This is a genomic window from Leptospira kmetyi serovar Malaysia str. Bejo-Iso9 (assembly GCF_000243735.2).
Taxonomy (GTDB): domain Bacteria; phylum Spirochaetota; class Leptospiria; order Leptospirales; family Leptospiraceae; genus Leptospira; species Leptospira kmetyi.
In genome coordinates, this window is sequence record NZ_AHMP02000003.1 from 1,395,282 (window position 1) to 1,415,480 (window position 20,199).

At 45.5% G+C, this 20,199-nt stretch carries 16 protein-coding genes; 10 read left to right on the forward strand and 6 right to left on the reverse strand.

Annotated elements, in window-relative coordinates; all coding sequences use genetic code 11:
- Positions 1 to 40 precede the first annotated feature (40 nt).
- The 5 genes from LEP1GSC052_RS08860 to lpxB are packed head-to-tail and all read left to right on the forward strand — an operon-like array spanning position 41 to position 5,480.
- Complete coding sequence (locus tag LEP1GSC052_RS08860; RefSeq protein WP_010575444.1) at positions 41 to 1,621, forward strand: TolC family protein; 1,581 nt, start codon at positions 41 to 43, stop codon at positions 1,619 to 1,621.
- 21 nt (positions 1,622 to 1,642) lie between these two features.
- Positions 1,643 to 3,076 (forward strand): SH3 domain-containing protein, encoded by a 1,434-nt coding sequence (locus tag LEP1GSC052_RS08865; protein ID WP_020986652.1) that lies wholly within the window; start codon positions 1,643 to 1,645, stop codon positions 3,074 to 3,076.
- A 41-nt stretch (positions 3,077 to 3,117) separates the two neighbouring features.
- Entirely contained in the window at positions 3,118 to 3,354 is a 237-nt protein-coding gene (locus tag LEP1GSC052_RS08870; protein ID WP_010575447.1) for an FmdB family zinc ribbon protein, read from the forward strand.
- Between the two features lie 13 nt (positions 3,355 to 3,367).
- Positions 3,368 to 4,216 carry an LpxI family protein gene (locus LEP1GSC052_RS08875; protein WP_010575448.1) on the forward strand — a complete coding sequence of 283 codons (849 nt, stop codon included), beginning with the start codon at positions 3,368 to 3,370 and terminating at the stop codon, positions 4,214 to 4,216.
- Positions 4,170 to 5,480, forward strand: coding sequence for a lipid-A-disaccharide synthase (gene lpxB, locus LEP1GSC052_RS08880; protein ID WP_020985638.1), 1,311 nt, complete (start codon positions 4,170 to 4,172; stop codon positions 5,478 to 5,480). The genes LEP1GSC052_RS08875 and lpxB overlap by 47 nt, the downstream gene beginning before the upstream one ends.
- A gap of 204 nt (positions 5,481 to 5,684) precedes the next feature.
- Here lpxB and LEP1GSC052_RS08885 read toward each other — a convergent pair whose 3' ends face one another.
- From LEP1GSC052_RS08885 to LEP1GSC052_RS08900, 4 genes are read right to left on the reverse strand one after another with little or no spacing between them, the layout of a single operon-like run.
- Positions 5,685 to 6,098, reverse strand: coding sequence for a hypothetical protein (locus tag LEP1GSC052_RS08885; protein WP_020985991.1), 414 nt, complete (start codon positions 6,096 to 6,098; stop codon positions 5,685 to 5,687).
- Positions 6,068 to 8,392: an LIC_12586 family protein gene (locus LEP1GSC052_RS08890; RefSeq protein ID WP_244265276.1), complete on the reverse strand. Its 2,325-nt coding sequence runs from the start codon at positions 8,390 to 8,392 to the stop codon at positions 6,068 to 6,070. The genes LEP1GSC052_RS08885 and LEP1GSC052_RS08890 overlap by 31 nt, the downstream gene beginning before the upstream one ends.
- Positions 8,296 to 8,943, reverse strand: a complete 648-nt coding sequence (locus LEP1GSC052_RS08895; RefSeq protein ID WP_010575452.1) for a tetratricopeptide repeat protein — start codon at positions 8,941 to 8,943, stop codon at positions 8,296 to 8,298. The genes LEP1GSC052_RS08890 and LEP1GSC052_RS08895 overlap by 97 nt, the downstream gene beginning before the upstream one ends.
- A 2-nt stretch (positions 8,944 to 8,945) precedes the next feature.
- Positions 8,946 to 10,970, reverse strand: a complete 2,025-nt coding sequence (locus LEP1GSC052_RS08900; protein ID WP_010575453.1) for an ATP-dependent helicase — start codon at positions 10,968 to 10,970, stop codon at positions 8,946 to 8,948.
- A gap of 311 nt (positions 10,971 to 11,281) precedes the next feature.
- Between LEP1GSC052_RS08900 and LEP1GSC052_RS08905 the strand changes: the two genes are divergently transcribed.
- The 4 genes from LEP1GSC052_RS08905 to LEP1GSC052_RS08920 all read left to right on the forward strand — a co-directional run bounded on the left by LEP1GSC052_RS08905 (position 11,282) and on the right by LEP1GSC052_RS08920 (position 16,183).
- Positions 11,282 to 11,860: an NUDIX hydrolase gene (locus LEP1GSC052_RS08905; protein WP_010575454.1), complete on the forward strand. Its 579-nt coding sequence runs from the start codon at positions 11,282 to 11,284 to the stop codon at positions 11,858 to 11,860.
- 1 nt (position 11,861) lies between these two features.
- A complete protein-coding gene (locus LEP1GSC052_RS08910) occupies positions 11,862 to 13,118 on the forward strand; it encodes an MFS transporter (protein ID WP_010575455.1) in 1,257 nt (418 codons plus the stop codon).
- Positions 13,119 to 13,158: 40 nt separating this feature from the next.
- Positions 13,159 to 15,684 carry an aminopeptidase N gene (gene pepN / locus LEP1GSC052_RS08915; RefSeq protein WP_010575456.1) on the forward strand — a complete coding sequence of 842 codons (2,526 nt, stop codon included), beginning with the start codon at positions 13,159 to 13,161 and terminating at the stop codon, positions 15,682 to 15,684.
- Positions 15,685 to 15,811: 127 nt separating this feature from the next.
- Positions 15,812 to 16,183, forward strand: coding sequence for a nuclear transport factor 2 family protein (locus tag LEP1GSC052_RS08920; protein ID WP_010575457.1), 372 nt, complete (start codon positions 15,812 to 15,814; stop codon positions 16,181 to 16,183).
- Between the two features lie 154 nt (positions 16,184 to 16,337).
- On the opposite strand, the gene LEP1GSC052_RS08925 is transcribed toward LEP1GSC052_RS08920, so the two are convergent.
- Both LEP1GSC052_RS08925 and LEP1GSC052_RS08930 read right to left on the reverse strand, forming a co-directional pair.
- The gene (locus tag LEP1GSC052_RS08925; protein ID WP_010575458.1) at positions 16,338 to 17,438 is read right to left on the reverse strand and encodes an alkane 1-monooxygenase; all 1,101 of its coding nucleotides are present in this window, start codon (positions 17,436 to 17,438) and stop codon (positions 16,338 to 16,340) included.
- Positions 17,439 to 17,479: 41 nt separating this feature from the next.
- On the reverse strand, positions 17,480 to 18,085 hold the full coding sequence (locus LEP1GSC052_RS08930) for a TetR/AcrR family transcriptional regulator (RefSeq protein WP_010575459.1): 606 nt from the start codon (positions 18,083 to 18,085) through the stop codon (positions 17,480 to 17,482).
- Between the two features lie 354 nt (positions 18,086 to 18,439).
- Between LEP1GSC052_RS08930 and LEP1GSC052_RS08935 the strand changes: the two genes are divergently transcribed.
- Positions 18,440 to 20,134 (forward strand): putative bifunctional diguanylate cyclase/phosphodiesterase, encoded by a 1,695-nt coding sequence (locus LEP1GSC052_RS08935; protein WP_010575461.1) that lies wholly within the window; start codon positions 18,440 to 18,442, stop codon positions 20,132 to 20,134.
- Positions 20,135 to 20,199: the final 65 nt, after the last annotated feature.

Genomic DNA, 20,199 nt, shown 5'->3' on the forward strand with positions numbered 1-20,199 from the left:
GGGTCTATTCTACAAGGGTCCAAAACGGAAGGAGCACGGAATGGAAAATAAGGTCAAAAATTCTCAAACAAGGATTCCGAAAGTTCGGGAAATTTCCCGGATACTTTTAGGAAGTTTCGTTCTTCTTCTGTCGACGACACTTTTTGCGGAAGGAACTCTTCTCAAACTCTCCACGGAAGAAACCGTAAAACGCGCTCTCGAAAGCAATTATAACTTACAGAATCTTCGTTACGAATTGGCGAAATCCGATACGAATTTTTTGAAAAACGATTCCAAGTATTCTTGGAGATTGGTAGCGGACGGAAGAGCGAGTCAGTCCATTCTTCCTTTTAACCAAGCGAACCTCCTCTCAGGGACGAAGATCTCCGACGATACCATCAAGGGCGGGATCGAAAAAACCCTACAAACGACCGGAACCTACTTCAAAGTGGAAGCCGGAACGAGAAGATTCGACTCGAACGCTTTTGAAAACGCGGCCACAACTCCGGCCGGATTCGCGGCGTTGGGAATTCCTCCTTTGTATACCGGTTTTGTTAGAGCGACCATCAGCCAGGACTTGCTCAAAAATTCTTTCGGTTATAAGGGAAGAAACGAAGTAAAAATTCTCGAGTCCCAAGCCGAGATCGCAAAAAACCAAGTCTCTCAACAAATCTCCGGTGTGATCGTGGATTCTCTCGTCGACTTCTGGGATTATTCCATCAAAACCCAAGCCGTTAAGACTTACAGACAACTCGTTGAGAATACGAAAAACATCCGCAATCTTACCGCTCGTAAACAAGGACTAGGACTTTCCGAAAGTTTCGAAGTCAATCAGTGGAACGCACTTCTCGCCCAAGCGGAAAACCAATTGGAAACCGCTCAGGTTCAAAAAGAAGAAGCGAAACGTAAACTCGTTCGTTCCTTGAAAATTCCGGACGGAACCACCCTTTCCGAAGAAACCAATCTTCTCGAAGAGCTGGCGGAAAAACCGGAATATACAAAAGATTTAGAATATGCTTATAAACACAGAGCGGACTTTTTAAACGCTCTGAAACAAAAAGAGATCGCGGAAGCCGCTTTGAAAAACGCGAACAACGATCGTCTTCCCACTCTGACTCTTTCCGGAACCGGAGCGAGTCAGGCTCAGAACATCGTTTCTCCTCAGGAGAACTATGTGGATTCCACCCACGGTATCACCACTGCAAAGTATAAGGAATGGACCGGACAAATGAACTTTGTCTATCCGATCGCGGACAAAGGAATTTATGCCGGAGTCAGAGACGCGAATATCGGAATGCGTCAGGCGACACTGAGAGAGGAAGAATTGAAGAACGAAGTGAGAGACGACGTAAAAACTCGGATCGAAGCTCTCGAAGCAAGTCACAGAATTTATAAAAACAACATCATCACCGAAAGAGAAAGTAACAACTACTACAACGGAGTTCTTCGTAGCTTCCGTCAAGGTAGAGCCGACGCGGTTTCCGTAAAGAACGCGTTAGACACATACGTTCAAGATCAGCTTAGATTGACTCAGGCGAAAGTGAACTTCAACATCGATCTTCTTCGTTATTATCTTGCGAAGAATTCCCTGCTCGAACGCTTTCAAGTGGAACGAGACAAACTTCTCCCGAACTTAGATTGATAGAAAGAGGCCGAGGTACGATTGAGAAAGAGTTTTTTTGTAGCCCTCGGCCTGTTCTTTGCCTCCATTCTTCTCGGTTTTCTCGTTTGGAAAATTCTCACCCGAAAAACCGATTCCGTTTATAAGAATTTTTCCAAAGGGAACTGGGACGACGTCGTTTTAGAGGTTCTTTCCAAAAAGGATCCGGACTTGGAGGATTATTCCTATGCTTCCATGTCTCTTGCGGAATACAACTCTCAGCTTCTGACCGTGGCCGCGGAAAAGAAGGAAAGAATCGTTCAAAAGTTCGCGGACAAATCGGGACTGAAATTTTCAAAACGCGAAGTCGGCGGAAGAACGATCTTCACCTTCGAAGACAGATTCTTTTCGTTTTTACCGGACGGTTCTTTTTTAAAAACAAGAGCCCTTTGTAAAAAACTCACTCTCGGCGCGGAATACGAAACACAGGACATTCTTTCCCGTTATCTTACGAAATTAATTTCTTCCAACCCTCTTCCGCTTTACAACGAATACAACCAAGCTCTTCTTAAATCCTTATCCGCGGGAAGCGCGAAGGAACTGGACGAAAGCGGAAGAACGAAACTGGCCCGTCTGCTCGAATACTTTTCGGGTAGAGAGGATTCTCCGTTTAGCGGCGGTAAGGCGGAGATCGAAGGAAAAAATCTGAACGTCAGAACGGGACCGGGAACCGAAAACCCGATCGCGTTTCAGTTTAAGGGCGGAGAAACCGTATTCATTCTCGATCGGGACTCTCGCACCGAAACCATCGCGGGCAAACGAGGAAACTGGAATCAGGTTTTGGATCTGAGAAACGGAAGCGTAGGTTGGATCTTTTCCGGGTTTCTAAAAAACGTGAGTTCGGATCTTTCGATCTCACAAAGTATGGAAGAATCCTTCCGCGCTTTGGACCGTTCTCCCGTTTGGGATTTCGAATCTTGGAAAGAATCTTCGCCGCCGAACGGATTCCAAGGTGAATATCATCCCACGGAAAAGATCGCTCTCGACGGCGACACGGGCATCGTTCTCCATTCTTCCAAAAATAAATACGATCTGGTTTGTCGTTCCGTTGAGGAACCGTTCCGCGATCTTGAATTCTATCTCACGTTCTTAGGCGGTGACGAAAGCCTTCCGGTTTTTACCTTGTTCGCCGGTTCGCCGGGCGACCTACAGAAGGCCTTCGAAATCGAAATGGATAAGGAAAGTATTTCCATCAACCGAAATCGATACATCACCGGAGACAACTTTTCGAAGAAGAGATTTCGTCTAAATATACAAAGCGGCGGTTCCGGTTTTCAGGGCGGTTTGATCGTTTCGGAAAAAAGGGTTCTTTCGGGTATCGATTCCCTCGAATCGATCGACGCGAGTTCCGGAATCCGTTGGAGACTTTGTCTTCCCATGGCGAGAGAAAACGGGGATTCGAGTTTGAGCGTTTTTCAATTCAAGTTCGTCCCGTAACAAGCGATAGTAAATTAGAATATTCTAATAGAGAGATTTCCATGCCGACATACGACTACAAATGTAAAGCCTGCGGACAAACGTTCGAGATATTTCATTCCATGAAAGACGACCCCGTTAAAGATTGTCATCTTTGCGGAAAACAAGGGGACGTGGAAAGAATGATTTCCAACGGTTCCGGAATCATTTTCAAAGGAACCGGTTTTTACGTGACCGATTATAAAAAGAGCGGTTCCGGTTCGGGAGAATCCGCGAAATCATCGGCTTCTTCGGATTGATTCGGTTTTAACCTTGGGAAGACTCGGAATTCTCGCGGGCGCGGGAGAACTACCTCATATCGGAATGAAAGAGGCTCTCGCGGCGGGCGAAGATCCGATCTTTCTTTCCATCATCGAATCCGATTTCCAACCCGGAAATTACGGAGATCGAAATCTTCCGATCCATATTGTCAAGATCGGAACGCTTATGAAGTTGTGCAAACAACACGGCATCGATCGTCTTCTCCTTCTCGGGAAGGTCAAAAAGGAAATCATATTCAAAAATCTTAAATTCGATCTCAAGGCGATCAGTCTTTTGGCGAGAATGATCAACAAACACGATTACTCGATTTTCAAAACGGTTTCCGAAGAGTTCGCCAAAGAAAAGATCACGATCATTTCCCAAAAGACGTATTTAAAATCCCTATTTCTTCCCGAAGGAAGATACACGAAAAAATCCCTCACCAAAAAGGAACTCGAAGACGTCGCGTTCGGTATGGAATACGCGGAGAAAATGGCCGGACTCGATATCGGTCAGACCGTCGTCGTTCTCGACAAATCCGTTCTCGCCGTGGAAGCCGTGGAAGGAACCGATCTCGCGATCAAACGAGGCGGTTCTTACGCGAAAAAAGGGAAGGCGGTCGTGTGTAAAAGTTCCAAACCGGGTCAGGATCATCGTTTCGATCTTCCCACCGTCGGCGAGGAAACCCTAAAGACGATGTATGAAAACAACTGCGGAACCTTGGCGCTTCGTACAGGCGAAACGATCATCGTACATCCAAAAGAATTTATTAACCTTGCAGAAAAATTAAAAATTCACATCTTGAGTATCGGCAGTGGCAACCTTACGAAAATCAACTCTACAACCCAAAAAATCCGGTAGTCAAGCCGCGTCCAAACGTTCGGTCTCCGCGCAGGTCAAGAAGGAGGATCCGAAAATTCTCATGTTGGCGGGCGAACATTCGGGGGATCTTTTGGGCGGAGAACTCATCCGAGAACTCAAGAAAAACTTTCCCGATCTCGAAACGTTCGGCGTCGGCGGGGAAAGAATGATCGAAGAAGGTTTTACTTCGATCGAATCCATGGAAGAACTTTCCATCATCGGATTTTCAGCGATTCTTTTTAAATACAGATTCTTAAAGGCTTTGATCGGAAGACTTCTCGACGTCGCCATCGAAAAGAATTGTACGCACGCGATTCTCATCGACTATCCCGGTTTTAATCTTCGTCTCGCCAAAGAATTGAAGAAGCTCGGAATCACGGTTATCTTTTACGTTTCTCCGCAACTCTGGGCTTGGAAGTTCAATCGAATCTTTACGATCCGGGAAAATATAGATCTGATGCTCGTTCTGTTTCCGTTCGAGAAGGAAATTTACGATCAATACGGTGTTCCTTGCGAATTCGTAGGTCATCCTCTTGCGGTTCGGCTTCGCGAAAAAATAAGAAAGGAAGCGGCCGTTCCCGATCCGGAGGACAAAACCCATTTTCATTCCGTCATTACTTTGATGCCCGGTTCCAGAAGTGGGGAAATCAGAAGAATCCTAAACGATCTTTTGGAAACCGCGGGGCAACTTTCCGATCACTATGAAACCGAAAAGAAAAAGGTTCGTTTTCTTTTACCGAACATCAACCAAAAGGAAGAGGTTTATATTCTCGAACAGATCGAACTTGCTAAAACGAAATACGCAAACCTGAAAATCGAATATCTTTTCGACCGTTCTCTTCGCGCCATCGAAGCCTCGGATCTCGTCCTAGTAACTTCCGGAACCGCAACCCTCGAAGTAGCCTACTTCGAAAAACCGATGATCATACTTTACAAAGTTAGCATGTTCACGTATGTGATCGGTTCGCTTTTTATCCGCACGCCTCATATCGGTCTTGTGAACATTCTTTCCGGTAAGGAAATCTGCAGAGAACTCGTTCAAGCGGAATGTACCCCTCATCATATCGTGGAAGAATCGATCGCACTTTTGGAAAACAAAAAATACAGAGCAAAAACGATCGAAGATATCCGCAAAGTAAAGGACGCTTTGGGAAACGAAAATTCCTCCCGTCACGCTTCGAGAGAAATCACAAAACTCATCAAGGGAATCTACAAAAGAACCGGTGCGACCGCCAACGTTGAAAAAATCGGAGAACCGATTTAAGAAGGTTCGGCCGTTTCTCCGGTCGTTTTTACTGAAAGAGTTCGCAACCTTGTAGACAACTCTTCTTCGTGTCGTTGCAGAACATTACGGTCGATGCGAGCATAATCGTTGTGAACGTCTTGGCGGAAGAACGAGTTTCATGAATGCCAATTTTTTCGAAATCGGCTTCGTGAAAACCAATTATTGAAGAAACGCGTATAACGTTTAACGCGAACCGTTATCCGAAGAAAGTCTTTTTAATACGACGAGATCGTCTCCCCAAAGTCCCTGCCAAGTGTTCGACTTCAGTTCACGAAATAAAAAATAACCGCTCGGAGTTTCTTCCCCTCTTCTTCTAAGTTGAAGACCTTCTCCGTCCTCCATCAGATACAACTTGGTTTCGTTGTTTTCCTCCAGAAGGATCGCCTCTTTTTCGCTGATAAACCGGATCTGCATCGCGGGCACGATCGGAGAAACCCTCCAGGTTCCGATCAGATCGATTCTCGTTTCCGCGCCTTTTCCGATTGGAATATCAGATTTTCTGAATATATAAAGATAAATTCCGAAAGTGAGAAGGATCGTCAGAAGAACTCCTGCGACGACTAAGATTATCTGTCTCCTGTTGATTCCAGTTTGCATTCTCCGGATTCCTCCCTGAATTTTCTTCCGATAAAAGCGTCGTTCAACTTTCCGTTCGCGCTGATCCGAATCCGATTCGGTTCCACCGCGCCGTAGCCGGTAAGATCGGCGGTCTCGTTTTTCCAAAAGATATTTCTGTAATAGGATAAGGTGGGGAGAATATTCTGTTCGTAACCGAAGTCGAACGGTTCTCTCAGATTCAAAGGAAGAGATCGTTTATCCTGAAAACGGGAACGATTGAAACTCACGTTATGCAAAACGTTTAAGGAATTGTGAAGCGCCAAAAAATCGTCCCCGAACAAACGAATCGTAGTATCCGAAGTGATCGTTTCCGGCACGAGCAAGGCTCCGCAAAAGCCGTTCACCGTTTCTTCCCAAGGCATTTCCGTAACCTTCAGTCTCAGATCCATATACGGATTGTCCTGACCGAACGTAAAATTCGCGAACGCTTCTACGAATTGATTCTCGCCTTGATAACCTTTCAGATCCAATCTTGAAAAGAATGGAACCACTTTTCCGTCCAAGGTCGCTCTTCCGAGATCCTTATCCTTGAATCGAAACGACTTCAACTTCCAGTGAACGGTAAAGGTAAGATACTCTATTAGATATTTGTAAAATGGAGTTCTGGTCCAACGGATTTCGGGAACCAATTTTTCCTGACGGGTTTTGATATCGGTGCGAATCCAATTCTTCCAAGAATGATAAACCGGAAGAAAGTCCTTTACGGAAATACGATCGAGTTCCAGATCCCATTTCCAATCGTTGTATAAGGGATAATAATTGGTTCCGTTTCCACGGACGGATTTTTTCCAACCGGTTTTGCCGGTGATCTTGGTCGAAATCGGTTCCTGAAAAAGATCTCCTTTCGCGTTAAACTCCACTGTATTTCCGGGAAGAACGTTTAAATTCGCCTGATCCAAACGAACGTCGAAAAAAGGATCTTTCCAGTGAAATCCCAAAAGACTGAGCGAAACGTTGCTTTTGATCCAATCGCCGTAGTTTCCCGATTCGTCCCATTTCCCTTTTAGGTTTAATTGACCTTCGAGAATTTCGAGATCTCCCGGAAGTTGAAAAACGGATTTTAATTCCTGAATATTCTTCCAGTCCGCGAAAATTTCCCAGCTCGCGAGTTTTTTCGGATTCGCCGAATACGTTAGACGAAACAGATTCTCCTCTTTGGTAAAAGTATGAATTTGTTTTTCGCCCGTTTCGTCGAGTTTCAGATCCATCTCGTGAACGAGATCCGCGTCCTTCAAATCGGGAATTTTTAAACCCAAGGGAAGATCCTGAAGAATCTTACCCGAAACGTTCGTGAACTCGTTTTTTCCTTTTACGGAAACGTTTTTGCCGTTCAAAAAAATCTCGTATTCTCCGGAGATTTTTCCGGAACTTAAGGCCATCTTTCCGAAGAGGGAATAAATTCCGCGGATCTTCTCCGCTTTTACATTCTGAAAACGGAATTTACTTTTCGATTCTTCCGAGCCGAACTTGGTTTCGAAAGTTCCTTGGATAAATCTGGAATACGGCAAAGGAAAAAGAGAATCACTCACGGCGACGGTGACACCTTCGGGACGTTTGGTGATAACGATATCGATTCCTTTGAGGGCGTTCAAGACTTCTTCGCCGCCTTTGGAAATCGTGATGGTGGTGTTCATCAAACGGATCTCGGGAATGTTGATCTTTTGGACGTAGTCGATCAATTCTTCCGAAATCTGATCCTGAAGATCGATGTTGATCGAAGAATCCTTCACGACGATCCCGCGGATATACGGTTGTCCCTTCCACAAACCTCCGAGTCGAAACTGGATCTTATTGGTTCTAAAAAGAATATGATTGAGCGCAAAATCCTCTTCGGAAGAAATCCGAAAGTCTTCGAACACGACCGCGTTTGGAAAATCGTATTCCACGACTCCGAGCGTGACAGCGCGTCCGAGTTCTTTGTTGATGAAGTTTCTGGAAAGTTCCTTCAGGCCGCGCAGATCCAAAAGATAATTCCGCACGTAATAACTTACGGATTCGACTACGATCGCGTGTACGGAAACCACGATCACAAACGAAACGAGAATGATTTTCGTTCTTCTGTTTTCCTTTAAAAAAAGAAAGAAGGATCCGAGGAAACGGAGAATATCAACGGGGGCAAAGGTTTGAAACCTTTGCCGAACCTTTTGAAATAGACTGAATTTGAGATTGGGGCGAGTTATCTTGGAAGAACCTGAGAAAGTTGTTCCTGGATTTCCTTCAGAACCGGGCTCTCCGGAAATTTCTGAAGTCCCTCTTCCAGAACCATCTGACATCTTTTGAATTCCTTGATCCGCATAAAGCTATTGGCTACGGTTTCGTAAAAGAGAATGTCTTTTTCAAAATCCTTTTCTCTGGACGCGCGTCCTAAAATGCCGAGTGCGAGTCCGTATTTTTCCTCTTGATAGAGGGCTTTTGCGTACATCTTTTTACGAGTTGTGGACTCGTAGTTTTTGTCCACGGACTCCGATTTTCTAAAATGAACGATTGCGTTTTCGGTGTCGTTGATTCCCAGATAAGCGGTTCCGAGGTAATGGTCTAAGTGTTCGAGACCTTTTCCTTCTTTAGAACTTTGGATTTGCTTTAAAACGATGGAAGCTTCCTTGTAGGATTCGATTTGAAGCAAAAGTTTTGCTTTTTCCATGAGTAGGGACGAACGTTTTTTTTCGTCCAAATTGGAAACGGAAAGTTGAGAATCGATTCCTTGAATCTTGGAGCGGACTGCGGATTCTTGGGAAAGACCCGAGTCTACGGATTTCTGACCGCTTGCACAGGCGGAAAGAGCAAGGAGTATCACCAGAGTAAATATATTTTTGTAAAAAGTCATGTCTACGATCCTGTTTTCAATTTTTCAAGCTCGGCGAAGAAGTCATCTGTCTCCTGTTGTCGAACCTCATCATTGGAAACCCAGTCCATAGTCTCCGAATCGATTTCCGTAAGGAACCGGGAGGCCTGGGTAGCCATTTGCTCCCCAAATTTGCGTCGATTTGCGGCCCCTGTCAAGCATAAATGCTTCTTAGCCCGGGTCATGGCCACATACAACAAACGCCTTTCCTCGTCCACGGAAGATTCTTCCGTAAGCACCCTGGAGTTGGGGAGAATCCCCTCTTCCATTCCCGCGACATAAACCGAATCGAATTCCAATCCCTTCGATTGATGAATCGTGAGAAGTTGGACCCGATTGTCTTCCTTATCCTCTTCGGAAGGAGTTTCGTCCTCCATGAGCAAATTCAGACGATTGATAAAATCGAATAACGTCGGTTTTTCGGGAGAATCGTGATTCTCCTCAAAGTAAGACATCATGTTTACGAGTTCGGAAAGATTGAACGAACGCGCCTTGGCGACCTTCTCGTCTTTTTCCTCGAGAAGGATTTCTTTTTCGATTCCGACCTCTTGGATGAATTCTCGGAACGCAAAATACATCTTAGGCGCGGTGGAGAATTTCTTTTTGGTCCGTTCGATCAGGTTTACGAAATTGTAAATCTCGGATTGAATCTTCTTTTGAAGACTCGGTATAAAATCCGGAGATTCGCAGACTCGAAAAAGAATCTCGTATAAGGATTCTCCCATGTGCGCGGCCTTTTCGTGGATGAGAGAAATGCTTCCCGGTCCGATTCCGCGTTTCGGATAATTCAAAATTCTTAATAAAGACGCGTCGTCTCTCGTGTTCGCGATCAATCGGATATACGAGATCATATCCCGGACTTCCTTTCGATCGAAGAAGTTGTAACCGCCCACGAGTTTATAAGGAATGGATCTGCTTCTCAGTTCCTCTTCGAAGGGACGCGTTTGAAAATTGGTTCTGAAAAGAATCGCGATCTGACTTCCGACTCTCGCGTCTTTGATCATTTCTTCCCGGATACAATCCACGACGTAAGCGGCTTCGTCCTTCTCGTCCATTCTTTCTATATAACGGATTTTTCTTCCTCCGGGAATGGAAGAGAATAGTTCCTTCGATCTTCTCGAAAGATTGTTTTTGATAAGCGAATTGGCGCCTTGAATGATTACCTGGGTCGATCTGTAGTTCTCCAAAAGACGCACAACGTTGGCCTCGGGAAAATCGTTTTCGAATCCGAGAATCAAACTTAGATCCGATCCCCGGAACGCGTAGATGGATTGGTCGTCGTCTCCGACCACGCAGAGATTTCGATTCTCCCCCATGAGAGATCTTAAAAAAACGTATTGAGTTTGGTTCGTATCTTGAAACTCGTCTACCATGAAGTATTGAAATTTCTTGTGATATTCTTCCCTGACTTCCGGAAACTCTTTGAGCAAAACTCCGGGTAGAAGAATGAGATCGTCGAAGTCGAGCGAGTTCTGTTCTTTCAAAGAATTTTGATAACTGTCGAAGATGAGGTTTGCGATCTGATCCGATTCGACAAGAGAAGAATCCAAATATTCCCGATACGAAGGTCCGGAGTTTTTGATCCTGGAAATTTTTCCGAGCACCTCGGAGACTTTCGCTTTCTTGAGTTCTACTTTATTAGCAATCAATAATGTAGTTACGAATCCTTCCTGATCGTTCTGATTTAAAAGAAGAAACGGATGTTTGTATCCCAAAAGTCCGATATGTTTTTTGAGAATGTTGAGTCCGAGAGAATGAAACGTGGAAAGTACGATTCCTTTGAGCTTTTGTCTCGGAATCATTTTGCGGACCCGCTCTTCCATTTCCCGCGCGCTTTTGTTCGTAAAGGAAAGCGCCACGATTTTTCCCGCGGGAACTCCCGCGTTTTCGATCAAATGCGCGATTCGATTCGAGATCACGCGCGTTTTTCCGGAACCGGCTCCGGCAAATATGAGAATCGGTCCGTCTACGTGGCGAACCGCCTTTTCCTGTTCAGGATTGAGCTTCATGGGACATGTGACATAATTAGAGTGGGAAAGATTCTGTCAATCCTGTACGCCCCGAATTCCCAAACTCGTGCAAACTATTTTTGAATCGGTTGAGTTCCCACAGATCGAGCGACGTAGAGCGAGTGAGATGGCCAACGAATAGCGGACGCTCGTTCCAGTGGCCCTCAACTCAGAGGGGAAATAGCGATCCGCAGTGATCCAGGCAACTTGCAGGAGTTCCCACATTTTGGATTCCTAAAAAACGTCATTCTTCCCGAGGTTCCAATTCTCTCTTGGAGAAAAAAACCTGTTTCGAAACAATGGAGAGGAGAATGAAACCCTTTAACCCGGAAGAATACGATCCTCTCTCGAATCTTTGGTCCAAAAGCGATCGCAAAGATATGATCCAAACGCCGATTTTCAAACTCGTTTCTTGGCATACGACTTCGCCCGACAAAAAAGTTTCCAAGGATTTTTTTCACTTAGAATCCCTGGACTGGGTCAACGTGATCGCGCTCACACCGGAAAATAAAATTCTTCTCATCGATCAATACAGACACGGAATTCACCGTTTTAGTCTGGAAATTCCCGGCGGCATCGCGGAGAAAAAAACCCTTCTCGAATCCGCCCAAGCCGAACTCGTCGAAGAGACGGGTTACGTGTCGGAAGAATGGGAATACTTAGGAAAGGTCACGGGCAATCCCGCGATCCTGAACAACTGGTGTCATACCTTCGTTGCGAAAAACGTTCGTAAGCTTCACGATCAAGATCTGGACGACAGCGAACAAATCGAAATTTTTGAAACTCCCCTTCGGAACGTTCCGAAACTGATCGAAGACAATATTCTCCACCACGGGATGATGGTCGCAGCTCTCGGAATGTATTTTATCAAAAACCCAATTCAGAATTAGAATGACTCAAACCAATACAAAACACGATCCCTTTCAAGCCTTACGAGTCGCGGACTACCGTTCCTTTTTGTTCGGTAAGTTTATGGTGACTCTTTCCATCAGCATCCAAACCACCGTAGTCGGTTGGCAAATGTATCATCTCACGGGAAGCAATTTACACGTGGGTTTTATCGGACTCGCGGAAGCGATTCCTTCCATAGCGATGGCATTGTTCTCCGGTTTGATCATCGATTCTTTTCCGAGAAAAAAAATCGTAACCTCGGCCCTCGGTCTTTTGTCGATCTGCTCTTTACTTCTTCTTGTATTAGTAGTTCCTAATATGAGTTGGATCCTCGCGGACTTCGGAGTGTATCCGATCTACGGCGTGATCTTTCTTTCGGGAATCGCGAGAGGATTTTTAAATCCCGCGACCGCGGCGTTTCAAACGCAACTCGTGGATAAGGAAACGTTTCCGAACGCCGCGACTTGGAGCGGAATCGCTTGGCAGACTTCTTTGGTTCTCGGTCCTCTGACGGGAGGTTTGCTCATCGTAGCCGGTCTTTACTTCGCGTATTCCGTGGATCTTCTTTTGATGACCTTCGGATTGTCGATGATGCTTCTCGTAAAAGGAAAACCCGTTCCGGAAAAACCGGAAACGAGCGAAACGATCTGGGAAAGTTTAAGCGGGGGTTGGAAATTCGTTTCCACACATCAGATCATTCTCGGCGCGATTTCACTCGACTTGTTCGCGGTTCTTTTCGGAGGAGCGGTCGCTCTTCTTCCTTCTTTTACCGAAAAGATTTTAGGACAAAGCCCCGAGATTTTCGGAATTCTCCGTTCGGCTCAAGGAGTCGGCGCGGTTCTTTGCGCGTTCTTTATCGCCGCAAGACCTCCTAAAAAACATTCGGGATGGATTCTTCTTTCCTGCGTTTTCGGTTTCGGAATCTGTATCATACTTTTCGGACTTTCGGAAGATTATAGAATTTCCTTTCTTTGTCTCGCGGCCGCGGGAGCCTTCGACATGGTCAGCGTCGTGATCCGTCATACGATCGTTCAGATGCATACGCCCGATCACATGAGAGGAAGGGTTTCCGCCGTGAATCATATCTTCATCGGTTCGTCGAACGAGATCGGAGAATTCGAATCCGGCGTAACCGCGGAATGGCTCGGAATCCGAAGATCCATCGTCGCAGGCGGGGCCTTGACCCTTTTGACCGTCGCCTTTGTGGGCGCGATCGCTCCCCGTCTCCGTAAAATGGAATTGAAAGATATTCTATAATCATTGTATTCTAATTTTCAAATATAGGTAGAATCGATCCATGGATGCTCCCAACGTACTTACGCAAACAGAAGCCTTAGAAAGAGCCGGCCTTGTCAATCAGGTCAGCTACGAAATCCGTCTGGATCTGAACGCCGGATCGTCCACGTATCAGGGAGAAACCAAAATTCTTTTCTTTTATACGGGAAAAGGAAAGGGAAAACTCAAGGTGGACTTCGTGACGAAAAAGATCGAAGTGTTTTTGTTAAACGGAAAAGAATTCGGAGGTTATACAAAAACCGATTCCACCTTGGACGTCCCCGGCGATTCGCTCCATCCGGGGAAGAATGAAATCAAAATCAAATACGTAAACGATTACAATCACAGCGGTTCTGGATTTCATCAGTTCAAGGATCCGTCCGACAACTCGGAATATCTTCACACCGACTTCGAACCGTTCGAAGCGCACAGAATGTTTCCCTGTTTCGATCAGCCCGACCTCAAGGCCACATACGAACTTTCACTCGTCGGTCCGAAAGAATGGAAATACGTTCACAACACACTTCCCGCAAAAGAGGAAATCAAAAAGGAAAAAGTGGAAATCCGTTTTCAAAAGACGGCATTATTCTCCACGTATTTGTTCGCGCTCATCGCGGGGCCTTACGAGGTTTGGGAAGATAAATACAAAAACATTCCTTTGAGAATTCTTTGTAGAAAATCCCTCGCCAAGTATTTGGACGCGGAGAACATCTTTGCGATCACGAAAGAATCGTTTTCGTTTTTGGAATCCTATTTCGATCTTCCGTATCCGTACGGAAAATACGATCAGATCTTCGTTCCCGAGTTCAACATGGGAGCGATGGAAAACGTGGGCGCGGTCACGTTTTCGGAACATTATATTTTCAGAAGTCCTAGAATTTATTCCGAATATCTCGGAAGAGCCAATACGATCTATCACGAGATGGTTCACATGTGGTTCGGAAATCTAGTCACGATGAAATGGTGGAACGATCTTTGGTTGAACGAAAGTTTCGCCGATTATCTTTCCTATTACGCGATGTCTCACGGAAAATTATTTCCGGACGCGCTCGAACATTTTTACGTAAGGGAAGAATGGGCTTATCGGGAGGATCAGCTTTCCACGACTCATCCGATCGCCGGAAGCGCGGAAAACACGTTAGACGCCATCAGCAACTTCGACGGAATTTCCTATTCCAAAGGAGCTTCCGTTCTGCGTCAGCTGATGTATTACATCGGAGAAGACGCGTTTCGCAAAGCGATGCGGAAATACTTTCAAAAATTCGCGAATTCGAATACGGTTCAAACCGACTTTTTGGATACGATGTCCGAAACCTCCGGAATCGACATCCGTGGCTGGAGCAAAGAATGGTTGGATACGACCGGAGTAAACACTCTTCTTCCCGAATGGAAAGAGGATCATCTGTTAATCCGACAACTCCCATCCGAAAAAAACGGGCTATATAGAACGCACGCGCTCGAGGTCACGATCTTCTCTCTCCGAGGAGAATCGTTCGAAGTCGCATGGAAGGACCGAGTCGTCGTAAAGGGAACGGAAACCATTCTCCCCTACAAACACAAACCGGGTTCTTCGGAAATCGTGGTCTTGAACACGAACGACTACGCGTACGCCAAAACGTATCTTCCGAAGGACGGAATCGCTCTTTTAAAGACTTCGCTTAACAAATTGAAGGACCGATTCGCCAGAAGAATTCTCTGGGGATCGCTGTGGCAGATGACGCGAGACGCGGAAATCTCGCCCAAGGATTTTCTCGAACTCGTATTCTCCCAGGGAATTTACGAAGAAGACCTTGCGGTTCGAAGCAGCCATATTCTCACCAAGGCTTCCTCCATCGCCGCGAGTTATTTAAAAAAGGAACACAGGGAAGAATGGTCCACGAAGTTAAACGAGCTGGCCAAAAAAGGTCTGAACGATCCTTCGACGAAAGAAGAGGAAAAGATCGTATGGTATCGAATGCTCGAAGGAACCTCGAGAACACCGAGCCAGCTTTCGTATCTCAAGGATCTTCTCGACGCAAAAACTACGATCCCCGGAATCAAGATCGATCAGGAAAGAAGATGGAGCATTCTAACGAGACTTTCCGCGTTCGGAAATAAGGACGCGTTAGCTCTCATTGCACAAGAGGAAGCGAAGGACACTTCCGATCTCGGGGCCAAAAAAGCGTACGGCGCCAGAGTGGCTTATCCCGATGCGAAATCGAAGGCAGCCGCTTGGAAAGAATTCACCGATCCAAAAACGAAACATTCCACGGACACGCTTCGTTACGGGATGAGAGGATTTTATTGGGATCATCAGGAAGAAATGTTAAAATCGTACGAAGACTTATATTTCCAATCCGTGATCGGAATTTACAAGGATCGGGATTCTCACTTTTCGTCGGCGTTTGGAAATATCTTATTTCCGGGTGTGGAGCCGAACCAGGCGCTCGTGGATAAAACGAACCGGTTCTTAAAGGAACAAAAGGAAATTCCGGCTCTTCTCAAAAAAGATCTGAAACAACACCGAGACGATCTGGAAAGAACGGTGAAAATTCTTTCCAAACAGTAGTCGATAACCCGCGTTTGTCGGAGTTCCGGCGAACACTCGCGAAGGAATTACGGTTGATAAAGGCGGTTTTACTGATACCATCGGCTTTTCCCCGTAATTCCGCCAAAGTAAGCAACGAGGAAAAACAATGACGAACAAAGAAAAAGCGATTTCATTTTTGCAGATGGCCGGTTCCGGAAACGTTCGCGCTGCCTACGACCAGTTCATCGCGGAAAATTTCGTCCATCATAATCAATACTTCAAAGGAGATCGAAACTCACTTTTGGTCGCGATGGAAGAAGCCCACAAAGCCAGTCCGAACAAACAAATCGAAATCAAACAAAGTTTCGAAGACGGAAACACCGTGATCACACATTCTCTTGTGGTGCGTCAAAATTCGGAAGAACCGAACATCGCGGTCGTTCATATCTTTCGATTCGAAAAAGGAAAGGTCGCGGAGCTTTGGGACTTGGGTCAACTTCTTGCAAAGGACTCTCCGAACGAAAACGGAGCTTTTTAAAATTCCATAAACCTTTTTTCGGGGCGTGCCTCCGCGAAAATTTCATCGCGTTCCTGCGCGGAGTCGCGCTCTCGACTTCGGTCAACAAATTGAATTTTATTCTTTTTGAATATTCTTTTTTTAGAATCCAATTTGTCGACCCCGTCTCGATCGCTCACGCTTTGACTGCGTCGCCGACTCCGTAGTGTTTCTTTTTCCAATCTTCGAGTCTCCAATCCATGATCTTAAACCAAAGAGGAGGAAAAAGAGCGATCAAAACCATCACTTCGTAACCGTACGGAAGTTGGGGACTTTCCTCGAAATGTCTCAAAGCCGAATAACGTCTACCCGCGTTCGCGTGGTGATCGGAATGTCTTTGCAGATGAAACAAAAACGCGTTGCTCATCGCGAAATTCTGATTCCAAGAATGGATCGGAAGCACCTTTTCGAATTTGCCCGGAGCGATCTCCTTTCTTTGCAGACCGTAGTGTTCGATGTAATTTACGAGTTCCAAAAGGGAAAACGCGATAAAACTCTGAACGAAAAAGAACGCGGGAACTTCCCAAGAAAAACGTCCCGTATAAAACGTCAGAGCCCCGGTCACGACGGCGATAAACAGAATCGGAACGACCGTGGAAGAAATCATCTCGTTCTCCCAGTACCAAGCGGACTTCCCCGTTTTGGAAAGGCGTTTCGCCTCCAACTTCCAAGCGGAAAAATAAGAACCGAAAACCGTTCTCGGATAAAATTTATAAAACGATTCTCCCTTACGCGAAGAAGCCGGATCTTCGAAAGTGGAAACGTTCACGTGATGCCCTCGGTTGTGTTCGATGAAGAAGTGCATATAACAAACCGTCATCAGAATGAACTTGGAATACCATTGTTCTATCTTCTTGCTTTTATGACCCAACTCGTGCGCGACCGTGATTCCGATTCCGCCCGTGTTGATACCGATCGCAAGAACGAAACCCCACCATTCCAAGCTCGAAAGGGTTTTGGTTTGCACTTCGTATAAGGCCCAAAGAACGAGTCCCATCTGAATCCAGGCCCAAACATATGTTAAAAATCTAAAGTAGAATTCGTTCTGCAAAGCGGGAACGTCCTCTTCGTTCGGATTGGAAGGATCGGCGCCGACCACCACGTCCAAGATCGGCAAAAAACCGAAAACGATCGCGAAGGTCAAAAAATTATACGCTCCTCCTAAAAAATAACCGAGCACCGCAAACGCGGGCACCAAAAAACAAACGATAAACGAATAACGTTTTAAGTTGGTCATGATACTATTCTCTCCGTCTTTTTTTGAATCGGGAAAAGATTCTAAGGAGAATCGTTCCCCGCTTTTTTAGGTTCCAATAATAAACCGAACGAAATCAAAGGAGCGAAACCTCTTACAAGAGCGAATGTCTTTTCGAAGTCCGCGGTTTCCCGATCGAGCATTCTTTGAAAGACCGTGCCGATCAAAACGCTGAAAAAAAGTTTTTCCATCTCCTCATTTTTTAACGCGAGATGACTTTCGATCGCGTCTCGAAAAACGAGGGAACATTCTTTCAAAATTGCGCGGGCCGGTTCGGACTCGTCCAAACGATACAGATCGGAAGCGATCAGAATCAATTTCTGAAAATGCCCTTCTCTTTCTCGGACGAATTCGAAAAGAAGTTCCAGCCTTTCCCGAAAACCGAGCTGCTTACTGGAACCTCTCACTTCTTCAAGTTGCGCCGCGTCTTCTCGAACGACCCATCTCGCCATTTCCTCGAACAAAACTTCCTTTGTCGGAAAATAATGATACAAGGACCCCGTGGAAACCCGAAGTTCTTTGGAAATTTCCCGCATCGTCACCGTTGCGTATCCTTTTTTGGCGAATAAATCCAAACAACGTTTCAGAATCGAAATCCGATACAGCTCGTGATCCACAACCTTTGGCAAAGAAATTCTCCTTAATTTCGAACAACCGTTTTTATAGAACACCCGTTATTATATAAAAAATCAAATCGAAAGCAAGAAAAAAATCTGAGAACGCTTCCCTTAAATCCAATTTTCGAAGTAAAAAGTCGGAATTCCCAGCAATTTATGACAATCTTACAGGTTTTAGGCTTCCAAAGGATTGAGAGGATCGAGGAAGAAGGGCGGAAAAGGGCTGCATAGATTCTTCCGTTGAAAGAAGAATGTGCCGTTAAAACTTGGACGGAAAGAAGCGAAACACTTAAGCGATAGAAAGAGTCAAAATGAAAACCTACGTGCGATACGAACAATTTCAAATTCCGACCAAGGATCCAAAGAATGAAAGAACAGAATCTGGGACTTTACGAAACTCTTTCCAAAATCAAACCTCTTAAATCTTACACCGCAAAAATTCTTCTCATCGCATTTTTGGGAACCCACGTCCCCTTGATTACGCTCTTGGTTTATTACGTAGTGAACACAGGATACGACGTCAAAACGATCATTCAAACGCTTCTTGTCGCGCTTTTGGCCACGTTAGGCGGAACAGGCGTGACCTTGTTCGCTCTCCACAGATTGCTCACTCCGATCACTCTTACGTCGCAGTCGCTCAAAAAATATCTGAACGAAAAGGTGCTTCCAAATCTTCCCACGGATTATACAGACGAAGCCGGAACTCTGATGGCGGGAACCGCTCTTACGGTTCGCAAACTCGACGACGTCATCAATTATCTTTCCAATTACGACGCGCTCACAAGTCTTCCGAATCGCGACTCGTTCGTGGAAAGAATTTATTCCGAAATCAAAAAATCGTCCGAAGATTCCTCGAACCTCGCCGTGGTTTCCTTCGGTATTCAAAAATGGAAAGAGATCAAAAACACATTCGGAAATCATTCCTCGGATTTATTTTTGAGATTCATCGGCAAACGCCTTGCCGATTTGGGAAATAACTTCTTAATCTTGAGCCGTAGCGGCGAGGGAGAATTCTCCCTTCTCTACCGCACGAATCAAAACGCGATCCTCGAAGCGGAAACGAAGGTCACCGGAATTTTATCCGGATTCAAGGAAACGCTTCCGATCGCGGGCGAGGAAATTTACGTAAAGTTAAACGCGGGAATTTCATTCTTTCCCAAGGACGGAAATTCTTCCGAACAACTTCTTTGGAAAGCCGAGGCCGCGCTTCAAGGAAGTATCGCTCTCGGAAACGACTACGGTTTTTTCACTCCCGAACAAAACGATAAACTGAAAGAGAAACTCACATTCGAAAAAGAATTGAGAGACGCTGTCGCCAAAAACGAGTTCACCGTTTTGTATCAACCGAAGGTGGATCTTCAATCCGGTCATTTGATCGGGACCGAAGCCTTGGTTCGTTGGAATCATCCGAGTCTCGGAGTCGTCTCCCCTCTTCAATTCATTCCTCTTGCGGAAGAAACGGGCCTCATCATTGAACTCGGCGAATTGGTTTTGAGAAGAGCCTGCATCGATCTACAGAACTGGAAGAAACAGGGAAATCCCGGGTTTCGAGTTTCGGTCAATCTTTCTCCGGTCCAATTCCGCAAGAAATTTCTTACGGAAACGATTTTGAATATTCTGAAAGAAACGAACACTTCCCCCGAAGAATTGGAATTGGAGATCACGGAAAGCGCTCTTGCGGGAGATCCGGTTTCTACATTAGAAGTTTTGAATTCTCTTCATAAGGCGGGAATCACTCTTTCTCTGGACGATTTCGGAACCGGTTTTTCGTCTTTGAGTTTTTTAAGTCAATATCCTTTGCATACCTTAAAGATCGATCAATCCTTCGTCAAAGGTCTGAGCGTGGATTCCACGAACGAATCGATCATCAAAACCATTCTCGCGTTGGCGGAAAGTCTGAACTTAAACACCATCGCAGAGGGAATCGAATCGGAGGACCAAAGAGAACTTTTGAAAGCGCAAGGTTGCGGCATGGGCCAAGGGTTTTTGTTTTCCAAACCTCTTTCGATTCGGGATTTGGAAACTTTCGTGAAAAATCTTTCCACTCAACCGATTTCCTGACCGCTTCGTAATTTTTTAAACGATGAATTCCCATTTTTGTTAAGCGAAATGGGTTTCATTGTCCG